The 12,891-nt window shown below is 68.4% G+C and carries 10 protein-coding genes; 5 read left to right on the top strand and 5 right to left on the bottom strand.

The window, feature by feature from the left end; translation table 11 throughout:
• Positions 1-43: 43 nt before the first annotated feature.
• The 4 genes from MYL53_RS05110 to MYL53_RS05095 all read left to right on the top strand — a co-directional run bounded on the left by MYL53_RS05110 (position 44) and on the right by MYL53_RS05095 (position 5,460).
• Positions 44-1,846, top strand: a complete 1,803-nt coding sequence (locus MYL53_RS05110; protein ID WP_345740355.1) for a putative bifunctional diguanylate cyclase/phosphodiesterase — start codon at positions 44-46, stop codon at positions 1,844-1,846.
• A 120-nt stretch (positions 1,847-1,966) separates the two neighbouring features.
• Entirely contained in the window at positions 1,967-3,247 is a 1,281-nt protein-coding gene (locus MYL53_RS05105; RefSeq protein ID WP_247852988.1) for an MATE family efflux transporter, read from the top strand.
• A gap of 220 nt (positions 3,248-3,467) precedes the next feature.
• On the top strand, positions 3,468-4,727 hold the full coding sequence (locus MYL53_RS05100) for a D-amino acid dehydrogenase (RefSeq protein ID WP_247852468.1): 1,260 nt from the start codon (positions 3,468-3,470) through the stop codon (positions 4,725-4,727).
• 340 nt (positions 4,728-5,067) lie between these two features.
• On the top strand, positions 5,068-5,460 hold the full coding sequence (locus MYL53_RS05095) for a hypothetical protein (RefSeq protein WP_247852466.1): 393 nt from the start codon (positions 5,068-5,070) through the stop codon (positions 5,458-5,460).
• Positions 5,461-5,545: 85 nt separating this feature from the next.
• Here the strand turns inward: MYL53_RS05095 and MYL53_RS05090 are convergent, their stop codons facing one another.
• The 3 genes from MYL53_RS05090 to phhA all read right to left on the bottom strand — a co-directional run bounded on the left by MYL53_RS05090 (position 5,546) and on the right by phhA (position 8,025).
• Complete coding sequence (locus MYL53_RS05090) at positions 5,546-6,736, bottom strand: amino acid aminotransferase (protein WP_247852464.1); 1,191 nt, start codon at positions 6,734-6,736, stop codon at positions 5,546-5,548.
• The gene (locus MYL53_RS05085; RefSeq protein WP_035596035.1) at positions 6,737-7,075 is read right to left on the bottom strand and encodes a 4a-hydroxytetrahydrobiopterin dehydratase; all 339 of its coding nucleotides are present in this window, start codon (positions 7,073-7,075) and stop codon (positions 6,737-6,739) included.
• Positions 7,076-7,194: 119 nt separating this feature from the next.
• Entirely contained in the window at positions 7,195-8,025 is an 831-nt protein-coding gene (gene phhA, locus MYL53_RS05080) for a phenylalanine 4-monooxygenase (protein WP_247852462.1), read from the bottom strand.
• 288 nt (positions 8,026-8,313) lie between these two features.
• Between phhA and MYL53_RS05075 the strand changes: the two genes are divergently transcribed.
• Positions 8,314-9,876, top strand: a complete 1,563-nt coding sequence (locus MYL53_RS05075) for a sigma-54-dependent transcriptional regulator (RefSeq protein ID WP_247852459.1) — start codon at positions 8,314-8,316, stop codon at positions 9,874-9,876.
• Between the two features lie 10 nt (positions 9,877-9,886).
• On the opposite strand, the gene MYL53_RS05070 is transcribed toward MYL53_RS05075, so the two are convergent.
• Both MYL53_RS05070 and MYL53_RS05065 read right to left on the bottom strand, forming a co-directional pair.
• Positions 9,887-11,842, bottom strand: coding sequence for a RecQ family ATP-dependent DNA helicase (locus MYL53_RS05070; protein ID WP_247852458.1), 1,956 nt, complete (start codon positions 11,840-11,842; stop codon positions 9,887-9,889).
• Positions 11,843-11,916: 74 nt separating this feature from the next.
• The gene (locus tag MYL53_RS05065) at positions 11,917-12,834 is read right to left on the bottom strand and encodes a sensor domain-containing diguanylate cyclase (protein ID WP_247852456.1); all 918 of its coding nucleotides are present in this window, start codon (positions 12,832-12,834) and stop codon (positions 11,917-11,919) included.
• Between the last annotated feature and the right edge of the window lie 57 nt (positions 12,835-12,891).

Genomic DNA, 12,891 nt, shown 5'->3' with positions numbered 1-12,891 from the left:
GCCATGCGGGGAGGCCGCCTCATCGGGACGCGTGGAGGTGCACTTGAGTGACCGCAGGCGTCGGTTCCTGCGCTGGCTGTTGAGGTGGCGTGGAGGGTCGGTCGCGCGTGATTCTGAGGAGGCGCCGGTCGATATCGCGCTCGTTCAACGTCGCTATCAGGAGAGCGAGCAGCGATTTCGTGCCCTGCTGGAGAGCCTGCCCCGGGTGGCGGTGCAGGGCTATGACCGTCAGCGCCGGGTCATCTACTGGAACGAGGCCAGCGTGCGGCTGTACGGCTATTCGGCCGAGGAGGCCATGGGGCGCCTGCTGGAGGATCTGATCATTCCCGGCCCCATGCGACAGCCGGTGATCGAGGCCCACCGGGCCTGGGTCGAGCAGGGCCGCGAGATTCCCGCCGACGAGCTCGAGCTTCGCCACCGCAGCGGAGAGCCGGTGCCGGTGTTCTCTCACCATGTGATGCTCGGCGAGCACACCGACAATCCGCTGATGTTCTGCGTCGACGTCGATCTGTCCGACCAGAAGCGGGCCCATCGTGATCTGGCTTTCGCCACCCACTTCGATCAGCTGACGCATCTGCCCAATCGCCAGTCGTTCGAAGCCGACCTGGACGAGCTGCTCGAGCGCTGCCGGCGTCGCGATGAGCCGCTGACCGTGCTCTATCTCGACATCGACCGCTTCGTCGAGATCAATGATGCCCTGGGCTATGCCCAGGGCGACCAGATCCTGATCGAGCTGACCCGCCGGCTGCGTCATCGTCAGCGGGCCGGCGACCTGATGTCACGGGTGTCCAGTGACGAGTTCGTGATGGCCTTTCCCGGCGTAAGCGAGGCCGAGGCGCGGCAATCGGTGGTCGAGCGGGTCCGCGGCGCCTTCGATCGCCCCTTCGTGGTGGACGGCATCGAACGTCCTCTGACCGCCAGCCTCGGGCTCAGCGCGTTTCCTGAGCACGGCATGGTGGCCTGGGAGCTGATCCGCAACGCCGACGTGGCCAAGAACCGGGCCAAGCTGGACGGGCAGGGCACCCTGCAGGGCTTCCAGCAGCACTTCCATGACGAGCTGGTGCGCCAGCATCGGCTCGCCGAGCGCCTGGAGCACGCCATCGCCAAGCATGAACTCAGTCTCCACTACCAGCCGCAGGTGTCGGCGGTGAGCGGGCGGATCGAGAACCTCGAGGCGCTGCTGCGCTGGCAGCCGACCGATGGCGAGGCGGTCTCGCCCGCCGAGTTCATCCCGCTGGCCGAGCGCTCGGGGCTGATCGAGCGGCTCGGCGACTGGGTGATGGAGGAAGCCTGTCGGCAGCAGGCCGCCTGGCGTGCGGCTGGCGTCGAGGCCTTGCGCATCGATATCAACCTGTCGGGGCGTCAGGTGCGCGCGCCCGAGACGCTGGAACGCCTGGAGTCCTGCGTGGCGCGGCATGGCCTGCGGCCCCAGGATATCGGCATCGAACTGACCGAGAACGTGCTGATCGAGGCCGAAGAGGGCGTGCTGGCGCGGCTGCGCCGCCTCTACCATCGCGGGGTGCGCATCGCCATCGACGACTTCGGCACCGGCTATTCGTCGCTCAGCTATCTGAAGCACTTTCCGGTCACCGCGCTCAAGATCGACCGTAGCTTCATCCGCGATGCGCCTCAGCAGCCGGAGGATCGCGCCATCATGGAAGCCGCGGTGTTCATCGGCCATCGCCTGGGGCTGGAGGTCGTGGCCGAGGGCGTCGAGACCGTCGAGCAGCTGGCGCTGGTGCGCGAGATGCGCTGCGATCTGGTGCAGGGCTACTATTTCCATCCGCCGCTGCCGGCCGCGGACGCGCAGCGGCTGCTGTTCGCCCAGCTCGCGCATGCCCCCTGAGTCGCGGCGCGACTTCGCGTAGAATGGGCCGCCCCCGAGAATCGCCGCGGAGTCCCTGTGTTGCGTAACGACGCTCCTTCTTCCTCGCTGGGTGTGACGCTGTGGCGTCAGACCTGGCCCATGGCCATCGGCGTGCTGTCCCTGCTGGGCTTCCAGCTGATCGACAGCGCCTTCGTCGCCCGGCTGGGTACCGCGCCGCTGGCCGCTCAGTCCTTCACCTTTCCGCTGTCCTTCCTGATCATCGGCGTTCAGGTCGGCATGGGCATCGCCATCGCCGCGCTGATCTCGCGCGCCCTCGGCGCCGGCGAGACCGACCGCGCCCGCCGTCTGGGCAGCCTGGTGCTGATCGTGGGAGCGCTGGTCATCGCCCTGCTGGCAGTGGGACTGTGGCTGGCCCAGGCGCCGATCTTCCGGCGGCTGGGCGCCGAACCGGAGTCGTTGACGCTGATTCGTGCCTACTGGGGGCCGCAGCTGTTCTCCGCCTGGGTCGGGGCGCTGCTCTACTTCGGCTACAGCCTGTTCCGCGCCCACGGCAACACGAGACTGCCCGGCTCGCTGATGGTCGTCACCAGCCTGGCCAACCTGGCCCTCGATCCGCTGCTGATCTTCGGGATCGGCGACTGGGCGGGCCTGGGGCTGCCCGGCGCGGCCTGGGCCACGGCGCTGGCCATGCTGATCGGCCTCGCCGTGATGGGCATGCGCCTGGCGGCCAGCGACTGGCTGGCCACCCGCGGCCTGTACGCGGAGGCCGGCCAGTCGCTACGCCCCTTCCTCGGCATCGCCGGGCCGGCCATGATCAGCCAGCTGATGCCGCCGCTGGCCGCCATGCTGGCGATCTCGGTAGTGGCGCGGCTCGGCGAGTCCCAGGTGGCGGCCTGGGGCCTGGCCAGCCGCCTCGAGACTCTGTCGCTGATGGCGGTGCTGGCGATGACCATGTCGCTGCCGCCCTGGCTCGGGCGCTGCTACGGCGCCGGCGACTGGCCGCAGGTGCATCGCCTGATGCGCCTGGCACTGAAGGTGGCCGTGATCTGGCAGCTGGCGCTGGGCCTGGCACTGGCACTGGCCGCGCCCTGGGTGGCCACGGCCCTGGCCGGCACCGCCGAGGTGGGCGCAGACCTGGCGGTGCTGCTGCGCTGCCTGCCGCCGAGCTATGCCGCGCTCGGCGTGTGCATGCTGGTGGTGTCCGCCGGCAATGCGCTGGGCTGGCCGTTGCGGGCGATGATGATGTCCGCCGCGCGACTGTTCGCCTTCTACCTGCCATGCCTGGGGCTGGGCGCCTGGCTGGGTGGCCTGCCGGGTCTGGCACTGGGGGCGGCGCTGGGCAATCTGCTGGCGGGGCTGGCGGCCTGGGCGCTGCTGCGGCGTACCCTCGCCAGCCCGCGGCGCCAGGCGGTCGGATAGGTGCAGAGGTATCTACTTTTTTATGTTCTTTTTTCATGTTTTTTATTCGACAACAGTCTTTAATTTGAATTTATGGTGGTATTTTTGACGTCATAATAGAATAATCCACTGAAATCCATCTCCTATACTCGTGTCATCGCATCGCCCGGGCCTGGCCCGGGTGATCTCGTTCCCGCACGCGGCACGGCGATCCAACAACACGATCAGGGGAGAGGAAAGCATGAAGGTATTGGTTCTCGGCAGTGGCGTGGTCGGCGTCACCAGCGCCTACTACCTGGCGCAACAGGGCTTCGAGGTCACCGTGGTGGATCGCCAGCCGGCGCCGGCCATGGAGACCAGCTACGGCAACGCCGGCCAGGTGTCCTTCGGCTTCTCCTCACCCTGGGCCGCGCCGGGCATTCCGCAGAAGGCGGTGAAGTGGATGTTCCAGGAGCATGCGCCGCTGAAGATCCAGCCGCGCATGGATCCGACCATGGCCCGCTTCATGATGAAGATGTTCGGCAACTGCAATCCCGAGCGCTACGCGGTGAACAAGGAGCGCATGGTGCGCATCGCCGAGCACAGCCGCGCCTGCATTGACGCCCTGCGCGCTGACACCGGCATCCGCTACGAGGATCGCCAGCGCGGGCTGCTGCAGCTGTTCCGCTATGACAGCCAGGTCGAGGCCGTGGCCAAGGACATGAAGGTGCTCGAGCAGTGCGGCGTGCGCCACCGGCTGCTCGGCGCCGACGAGATCGCCGCGGTCGAGCCGGCCCTGGCGCGGGTGCCGGGCAAGTTCGTCGGCGGTCTGCACCTGCCGGACGACCAGACCGGCGACTGTCACCTGTTCACCAATCGCCTGGCCGACTACTGCCGCGAGCAGCTGGGCGTCAGCTTCCGCTTCGGCGTCGACATTCAGCGCATTCGCCGCGGCAATGCCGGTATCGAGGGCGTGATCACCAGCGCCGGCGAATTGACCGCCGATGCCTACGTGGTCTGCCTGGGCAGCTACTCGCCGATGCTGGTCAAGGATCTGGACATTCGTCTGCCGATCTATCCGGTCAAGGGCTACAGCCTGACCGTGCCGGTGGTGGACGACGGCGGGGCGCCCCAGTCCACGGTCATGGACGAGACCTACAAGGTGGCGATATCGCGCTTCGATGACCGCATCCGCGTCGGTGGCACCGCCGAGCTGGCCGGGCACGACCTGAGCCTGCCGGAAAAGCGCCGGGCGACCATCGACATGGTGGTGCGCGACGTCTTCCCCGAGGGTGGCGATGTCGATCGCGCCGAGTTCTGGAGCGGCTTGCGTCCGATGACGCCGGATTCCACGCCGATCATCGGTGCCACCCGCTACGACAACCTGTGGCTCAACACCGGTCACGGCACCCTGGGCTGGACCATGAGCTGCGGCAGCGCCCAGCTGCTGGCGGACCTGATGACGGCCCGTGACCCGCGCATCGACCCGCAGGGGCTCGACGTATCCCGCTACGCCGCCTGAGGCGGCCCCTGGTCGGAAACCCCGGACGGCCCGCGCCATGGCGCGGGCCGTCTTCGTATGGCGACGAGCTAATGTGCTGTTTTAACGGGTGAAACCGGCAGCAGCGCTGGAGTGTCGGCGAGTGGCGACGGATCGCGGGGGCAGGGCGCGCATCCGGGGCCTGACGATCGCCACGCGGGTTGTTCAACTTGCTGATATAACAGGCATCCAGGCGTGGGTGGCATGTCGTTCGCTGTCGCTCAGAGTGGGGCGGGTCTCGACGGCTTGCCGCCGACATGTTCACCGGGCGTGGCGCGCTGCCACCGTGCCGCCACGACGCCGGTCTCGCCAAGGAGGCAATATGACGTTCAAGACACTCGCCATCGGCATGACCCTGGCCTGCACGACTCTGAGCGCCGGCGCTCTGCTGGCCGATGCCACCGCCCAGGCCAACGGTGCCGCCGAGCTGTCCGCCGCGGGCCAGGACGTTCACGTGGGCGCCGGCGCCGACAGCGGCACTGAGCTCGGCATCGGCCAGGCCTCGGCCACCGTGCATGACGCCACGGATCGGGCGGAACGCCAGCTGGAGCAGCGCCGCGGTCAGGCCGCGAGCACCGTGGAAGGCGCCACCGACCGTGCCGGTCAGGCTCTCGATGATGCGGCCGGGGCCGCCGGTCGTGGGAGTGGCGGCGGGGGCGTTTCCGGCTCGGCATCGGGTGGGGTGGGCGTTGCCGGCGAGGCAGGTCGACGCTGAACCGCTGCGCGCGTATCGCACCCCGGAATGCACGACGCCCGGGTCGTGAGGCCCGGGCGTCGCGTGTCCGAACGGCCTAGGCCGATCAGTCGTTGACCGCGGCGATCGCCTTGGCCAGGTAGGGCAGGTTCTCGTGGGAGAAGCCGGCCACGTTGGCGCGGCCGGAGCGCACCATGTAGATGCTGAACTCGTCGCGCAGGCGGTCCACCTGTTCCGGCGTCAGGCCGGTGTAGGAGAACATGCCGCGCTGCTCGGCCACGTGGGCGTACTTCTCGTCCAGGCCGTAGGGCTTGAGAGCCTCGACGAAGTCGCGACGCAGGGTGTTGATGCGGTCGCGCATCTCGGTGAGCTCCTCGCGCCAGACGGCGGTCAGCTCGTCGGAGTGCAGGATCTCGGAGACGATGGCGCCGCCGTGAGCCGGCGGGTTGGAGTAGTTCTCGCGGGCGACGATAGCCACCTGGGAGCGCACGTTTTCCTTCTGCTCGGCGTCCTTGGCAACCATGATCAGGCAGCCGGTCCGCTCGCAGTAGATGCCGAAGTTCTTGGAGCAGGAGCTGGTGATGATCACCTCGTCGAGGTTTTCGGCCAGCAGGCGCGGCGCGAAGGCATCCTCGTCCAGGCCTTCACCGAAGCCCTGGTAGGCGAAGTCGACCAGCGGCAGCAGCTTGCGCTCCTTGAGCACCTCCAGTACCTGCTTCCACTGATCCTGGGACAGGTCGAAGCCGGTCGGGTTGTGGCAGCAGGCGTGCAGCAGCACCACGTCGCCCTCGGGGATCTGCTTCAGGGCACCGAGCATGCCGTCGAAGTCGAGGCGGTTGTCGGCGTCGACGTAGGGGTACTTGTGCAGGGTGAGCCCGGCCGCCGGGAAGATGCCGAGGTGGTTCGGCCAGGTCGGGTCGCTGACCCAGATGTCCTTGCCGGGCAGCTGGGTGGCGATGAAGTCCGCCGCCAGGCGCAGCGCGCCGGTGCCGCCGGGGGACTGGGTGGCGCTGGCGCGGCCTGCCTCGAGCACCGGGGAGCCCTGGCCGAACACCATCGGCAGCACCACGTCGCCGTAGGCCGGGGCACCGTGAGAACCGATGTAGGTCTTGGTGGTCTCGTTGTTGAGCAGCAGGGCCTCGGCCTTCTTGACCGCGCGCATCACCGGGGTGTTGCCCTGGGCGTCGCGATAGACGCCGACACCGAGATCGACCTTCTGGGGATTGGGGTCCTTCTTGAAGGCCTCGATGAGCCCGAGGATGGCATCCCCGGGAACCCGCTCAATCTGTTCGAACATTTACTTCGCTACCTCGTCGGTTCTGGCGGCTAGGATGAAATCGTTCCGATGCAGACCCTTCATCTCGTGGGACCACCAGGTCACGGTGACCTTGCCCCATTCGGTCAGCAGGGCGGGGTGGTGACCGGCTTCCTCGGCGATCTCGCCGACCCGGTTGGTGAACGCCAGGGCCTGCCGGAAGTTGCGGAACGTGAAGACCCGCTCCAGCTGCATGATGCCATCGCGCTCGACGATCTGCCACTCGGGGATATCGCGGCGATACTGCTCGATCTCGCTCTCGGTGACGTGGGGGGCGTCCCAGCTGCAGGCTTCGCACTGCTGTTCGGAAAGCTCGCTCATGATGACTCCTCGTTGGCTAGATGCAGGGGTGTTGGAATTGTCGTGGTGACGATCGGCCGCCGATGCAAGGGGCTTATGCCAAAGGACATGGGCAAGGGGGCCGATTCAGGACGCTGTCTTCAGGCGCTGGCCGCTTCGGCCGGCGCGGGCTTGGGTTTGGGTGGAAAGCGCGGCTCGAACAGCCCGAGTTCCATGGCCTCGTGGACCATGGCCATGATGTCGCGGCCGGCCAGCTCGTGCAGCGTCTCCAGGCTATCCAGTACATAGTAGAGCGGCTGCAGGATGTCGATCCGGTAGGGCGTGCGCAGCGCATCCAGCGGATCGAAGGGCGCGTGCACGGGCGCATCGGACAGGGCGTGCAGCGTCTCCTTCGGCGAGGAGATGATGCCGCCGCCGTAGAGGCGCCGGCCCTCGGTGGTGTCGACCAGGCCGAATTCCACGGTCATCCAGTACAGCCGGGCCAGGTAGACGCGCTCCTTGGGCGTGGCCTCGAGGCCCAGGCGGCCGTAGGTGGCGGTGAATTCGGCGAACGCCGGATTGGTCAGCATCGGGCAGTGGCCGAAGATCTCGTGGAAGATGTCCGGCTCTTGCAGGTAGTCCAGCTCCTCCGGCGTGCGGATGAAGGTGGCCACCGGGAAACGGCGATTGGCCAGCAGCTCGAAGAAGGTGTCGAACGGAATCAGCGCCGGCACCTGGGCGGTTTCCCAGCCGGTGGCCTCGCGCAGCACGGCGTCGACCTCGGCCAGCTGGGGAATGCGATCCACCGGCAGCGCCAGGCGCTCCATGCCGTCAAGGTATTCCTGACAGACGCGGCCCGGCAGCAGCTCGACCTGGCGCTCCATCAGCGTGCGCCAGATGGCGTTTTCCTGCTCGCTCCAGGCGATGTGGCCGCTGGCGTCCGGCTTCCTGGCCTGGTAGGCGGTCTTCTTGGGGGCGCTTTGAGCCTTCATGGTTGCTCCCGTCACGGTATTGGAATTGTCGTGGCCTCAAGGGGATGGCTGCAGTCTAGGCGCGGCGTCGGGGCAGGTGGGGCCTTCAGGATGCGCGTGTGGGCGTCGGAAGGCGCTCGGTCGTAAAGAATACGTTACGGTTCGCCGTTTTCGTGGGGCCGATGCGCCCAAAGGCGCATGGTATCGGCGTCGCGGCGCCCTTATCGTCACGTTATCTTTACAGATGAGTCACGCCGGGCTGACGCTCTTGTGGCGGTCCGGTCCATTTTTTCGACCTGCGAGCCTTTCATGCGCCTGAGATTCCACTGCCAGAACCGCATCGGCATCCTGCGCGATATCGTGGCCCACTTCGCCGATTACGGGCTCAACGTGGCCCACGGCGAGGTCGGCGGCGAGCACGGCAACGCCATCTACCTGCACGTGCCCAACCTCTTGAATGCCCAGCTGGCCACGCTCAAGCCCGAGCTCGAGCAGGTACCGGGGGTGTTCGGCGTGCGTCGGGTCAGCCTGATGCCCAGCGAGCGCCGCCACCTCGAGCTCGACGCGCTGCTGTCGTCGCTCTCCGACCCGGTGATGTCGATCGACATGGAGGGCCATCTGGTGGCCGCCAATCGCGCCGCCGGCCAGCTCCTGGGCGTACGGGTCGACGAGGTGCCGGGGCTGTCGCTGGATCGCTACCTGCCCGACCTGGACCTGCCGGAGCTGATCCGCCGCAACAACGCCCGGGTCAACGGCCTGCGGGTCAAGCTGCGCGACACCGTGTTCCTGGCCGACATCTCGCCGCTGCACCGCGAGCAGCAGTCGGACGTGGCCTCGCTGGCCGGAGCGGTGGTCACCCTGCACCGCGCCGACCGCATCGGCGAGCGCATCTATCAGGTGCAGCGCCAGGAGCTGCGCGGCTTCGAGTCGCTGTTCCAGGCCAGCCCGCGGTTGGAGGCGCTGATCGGCGAGGCCCGGCGCATGGCGCCGCTGGACGCCCCGCTGCTGATCCAGGGCGAGACCGGCACCGGCAAGGAGCTGCTGGCCCGGGCCTGTCACCTGGCGAGCCCGCGGGGCCAGGCGCCGTTCATGGCGCTCAACTGTGCGGGACTGCCGGAATCCATGGCCGAGACCGAGCTGTTCGGCTATGCGCCGGGGGCCTTCGAGGGCGCGCGCCCCGAGGGCAAGCTGGGGCTTTTGGAGCTGACCGCCGGCGGCACCATCTTCCTCGACGAGGTGGGCGAGACCAGTCCGCGGATGCAGGTCAAGCTGCTGCGCTTCCTGCAGGACGGCGGCTTCCGCCGGGTGGGCAGCGACGACGAGACCTACCTGGACGTGCGGGTGATCTGCGCTACCCAGCAGGACCTGCCGAGCCTGTGCGCCGAGGGGCGCTTTCGCCAGGATCTCTATCACCGCCTCAACGTGCTGACCCTGGAGGTGCCGCCGCTGCGCGACTGTCTGGACGGCATCGAGGCGCTGGCGGCGCATTTCATCGATCGCGCCGCCACCCAGATCGGCTGCCCGATGCCGCGTCTGTCGCCGGCCGCGGTGGCGCGGCTGTCGGCCTACCACTGGCCGGGCAACGTGCGCCAGCTGGAGAACGTGCTGTTCCAGGCGGTGTCGCTGTGCGAGGGCGGCATCGTCGAGCCGGCGCATCTGCGCCTGCCCGAGGTGGGCCGTGCGCCGGGGCTCGCCGGCATCGACCTCGACGGCTCGCTGGCTGACATTCTCGGCGAGGTGGAGCGCCGGGTGCTGTCGAGCCTCTATCCGCAGCACCCGTCCAGCCGCCAGCTGGCCAGGCGGCTGGGTGTCTCGCACACCACCATCGCCAACAAGCTCAAGCGCCACGGCATCGGGGCGGAAGACGAATGAAGGCGGCGCTTCAGGCGGCGCGGGCCAGCCAGTCGCGCACCTCGCCGAAGGGGTAGGTCTCCAGCGCGGCGAAGCCGTCGAGCTGGCGCGCCTTGTGGCGGGTCAGCCGCGGCGAGGTCAGCCCGCACAGGAAGCGGGCCAGCAGCGTCGGCGTGGCGGCCTCGCCTTCGCCGGCGGCAGCGAGTCGTTCGCGCAGCGGCGCGGTCAGGGCGCCGGCGTCCTTCGCCGCGAGCGGCGCCGGGGGCGGCGGAGACGGCAGCGACGAGATCTGGCCGCGGCAGCCCGAACAGTGCCCGCAGCGCTCGGGGGCGGCGGCATCGCCGAACCAGTCCGCCAGCCGCCGGGTCAGGCAGCCGTCGCCCTCGAACAGGGCCAGCATGGCGTGCAGCCGGTCGATCTCGGCCTGCTCCTTGTCGACGAAGGCCTGGTGCAGTCGCGTGATCAGGGGCTCGTCGACGGCCCGCAGGACCTCGTAGACCTCGGTCATCTGCTTGCTTTCCAGCGTGATCAGGTCCTTGTCGGCGAAGTAGTCCAGGGCGGTGATCACCCGTTGGCGCGAGGCGTCGAGGCCGCGCTCGGCGCCGAGCCGGGCCAGGGCCTCGAGGTCCAGCCGGTACCAGGTGCGCGCCTTCGACGACGCCTCGAGGATCGCCTCGACGAAGGCTCGGCGCTCGCCCTGGAAGCGGGCCACCAGCGACTCCGCGGGCTCCTCCAGGCGGAAGCGGTATTCGGCGAAGTAGCTGAAGCGCGGCCGGATCACGCCTTCGAGCTCGAGATGCACCAGCAGCGTCTTGAGCGGCAGCGGGCGGATGTCGCTGTCCCGCGAGAGGGTGTTGAGGGTGAAGGCCCAGTCGTCGCCGGGGGCAGGCAGCGTCGCCGTCACCCGGGCGATGGCGTCGCGTTCCGGGGTGTCGCCGTAGGTGAAGTTCTCCAGCACGCTGAGATGATCGCGGCCGGCCAGCATCAGGCACTCGGCCGGGGCGCCGTCGCGCCCGGCGCGGCCGATCTCCTGGCTGTAGTTCTCCACCGACTTGGGCAGGTCGAAGTGCACCACGGCGCGGATGTCGCTCTTGTCGATGCCCATGCCGAAGGCGATGGTGGCAACGATCACCGGCGTGCGACCGGCCATGAAGTCGTCCTGGCGGCGGGCGCGTGTCTCGGCGTCGAGGCCGGCATGATAGGCCGCGGCGGGCAGGCCGGCGGTGCCGAGATAGGCGGCCATGCGTTCGGCGGTCTGCTGCAGGGTGACGTAGACCACGGTGGCGCCGGAGATCTGCCCCTCGACGCGCGGGCGCAGCCACTCGACCAGCCGCCGGGGCCGTTCGTCGGCCGCTACCGGGGCTACCTGCAGGTCCAGGTTGGGGCGATAGAAGCCGGTGGCGGTGACGTCCCCGGCCTCGATGGCGAAGTGACGGCGCATGTCCTCGATCACCTTCGGGGTGGCGGTGGCCGTCAGCAGCAGCGCCTGGGGAATGCCGAGCTCGTGGCGCGTCGTGGGCAGGGTCAGGTAGTCCGGGCGGAAGTTGTGGCCCCACTCGGAGATACAGTGCGCCTCGTCGACCACCAGCAGCGAGATCGGCACGCGACGGATGAAGGCGCGGAAGCGCTCGTTCTTGAGCCGCTCCACCGAGACCATCAGGATGCGGATCTGGCCGCGGGCCACGCCGTCCATTACCGCCCGGGCTTCGTCCTTGCTCTGGGAGGAATCGAGGCTGGCGGCGGCGATGCCGTGGCGCTGCAGGAAGGCCAGCTGATCCTGCATCAGCGCCAGCAGCGGCGAGACCACCAGCGTCAGGTCGGGCAGGTGCAGGGCGGAGAGCTGATAGCACAGCGACTTGCCCGAGCCGGTGGGAAAGATGGCGGCCGCCGAGCGGCCGGCGACCACGGCCTCGATGACCGGGCGCTGGCCGGGGCGGAAGTCGGGGTAGCCGAAGACGCGGGCGAGGGTCTGGTCGATGGCGGTCATGGCGGCTCCGAGCGGCGTCGATAAAGCGACAAGGATACACGCCATGGACGGCGATCTCGCCCAGTAAGCCTGCGTCAGTCGTCGGCCACGACGCGATTGCGGCCTCGGTGCTTGGCCCGATAGAGGCTGGCGTCGGCGCGCTGCAGCAGGTTGTCGCGGGCGTCGCCGACCCGGTGCTCGGTGATGCCGAGGCTGACGGTGATCCGGCCGCTGCCGACCCCTTCGAAATGGTGGTCGGCGATGACCCGGCGCAGGCGTTCGGCCAGCTGGGCAGCGTTGCCCTGGGAGGTCAGCGGTAACAGCAGGGCGAATTCCTCGCCGCCGAGTCGGGCCAGCAGGTCCTCCTCGCGCAGCAGCATGCGGCAGCAGTCGGCCAGCTCTCGCAGCACGGCATCGCCCTGCAGATGCCCCCAGGTATCGTTGATCGCCTTGAAGTGGTCGAGGTCGATCATCACCAGCGACAGCGGCGTGGCGTGACGGTTGCTCAGCGAGATCTCTTCATCCAGCCGCGCGAGCAGCTTGCGGCGATTGGCGAGCCCGGTGAGGGCATCGCTGTCCGACAGTTGCCGCAGGCGCTCCTCTTCGGCGACCTGCTCGCTGATGTCGAGCATCATGCCGTGCCAGAGCACGCCGGTCTCGGTGCGTTGGGGCTGGGCGCGCACGGCGATCCAGCGGCATCGACTCGCCTTGAGATGGAAGCGGAACTTGAGGATGATCGGCGTGCACTCACGCTCGGAACGCTCGATGGCCGCCATCAGGGCGGGGTAGTCGTCCTCGTGGATCTGCTCCAGGGCCGGCTTGGCGTTCTCCGCCAGGCGTTCCGGTTCCAGGTCCAGCAGCTGGATACCGCTGCCCATCAGCAAGGGGAAATGGAGATGGCCGTCAGCGCTGCGATGCAGCTGAAAGATCAGTCCGGGCAGCTGATCGGCCAACTCCAGGACCCTCACCGGCTCGAGCCGTTCCCTGCACGGCATGACGTCGATGGGAGACATGGGTGTTCTCTGATGAGTTCCTGCTGCGTACAGGAGTGTCGTTGAGTTCGCGCGGTC

Source organism: Halomonas getboli (genome assembly GCF_023094245.1).
Taxonomy (GTDB): Bacteria; Pseudomonadota; Gammaproteobacteria; order Pseudomonadales; family Halomonadaceae; genus Halomonas; species Halomonas getboli.
This window is presented reverse-complemented; position numbering and strand designations above follow the sequence as displayed.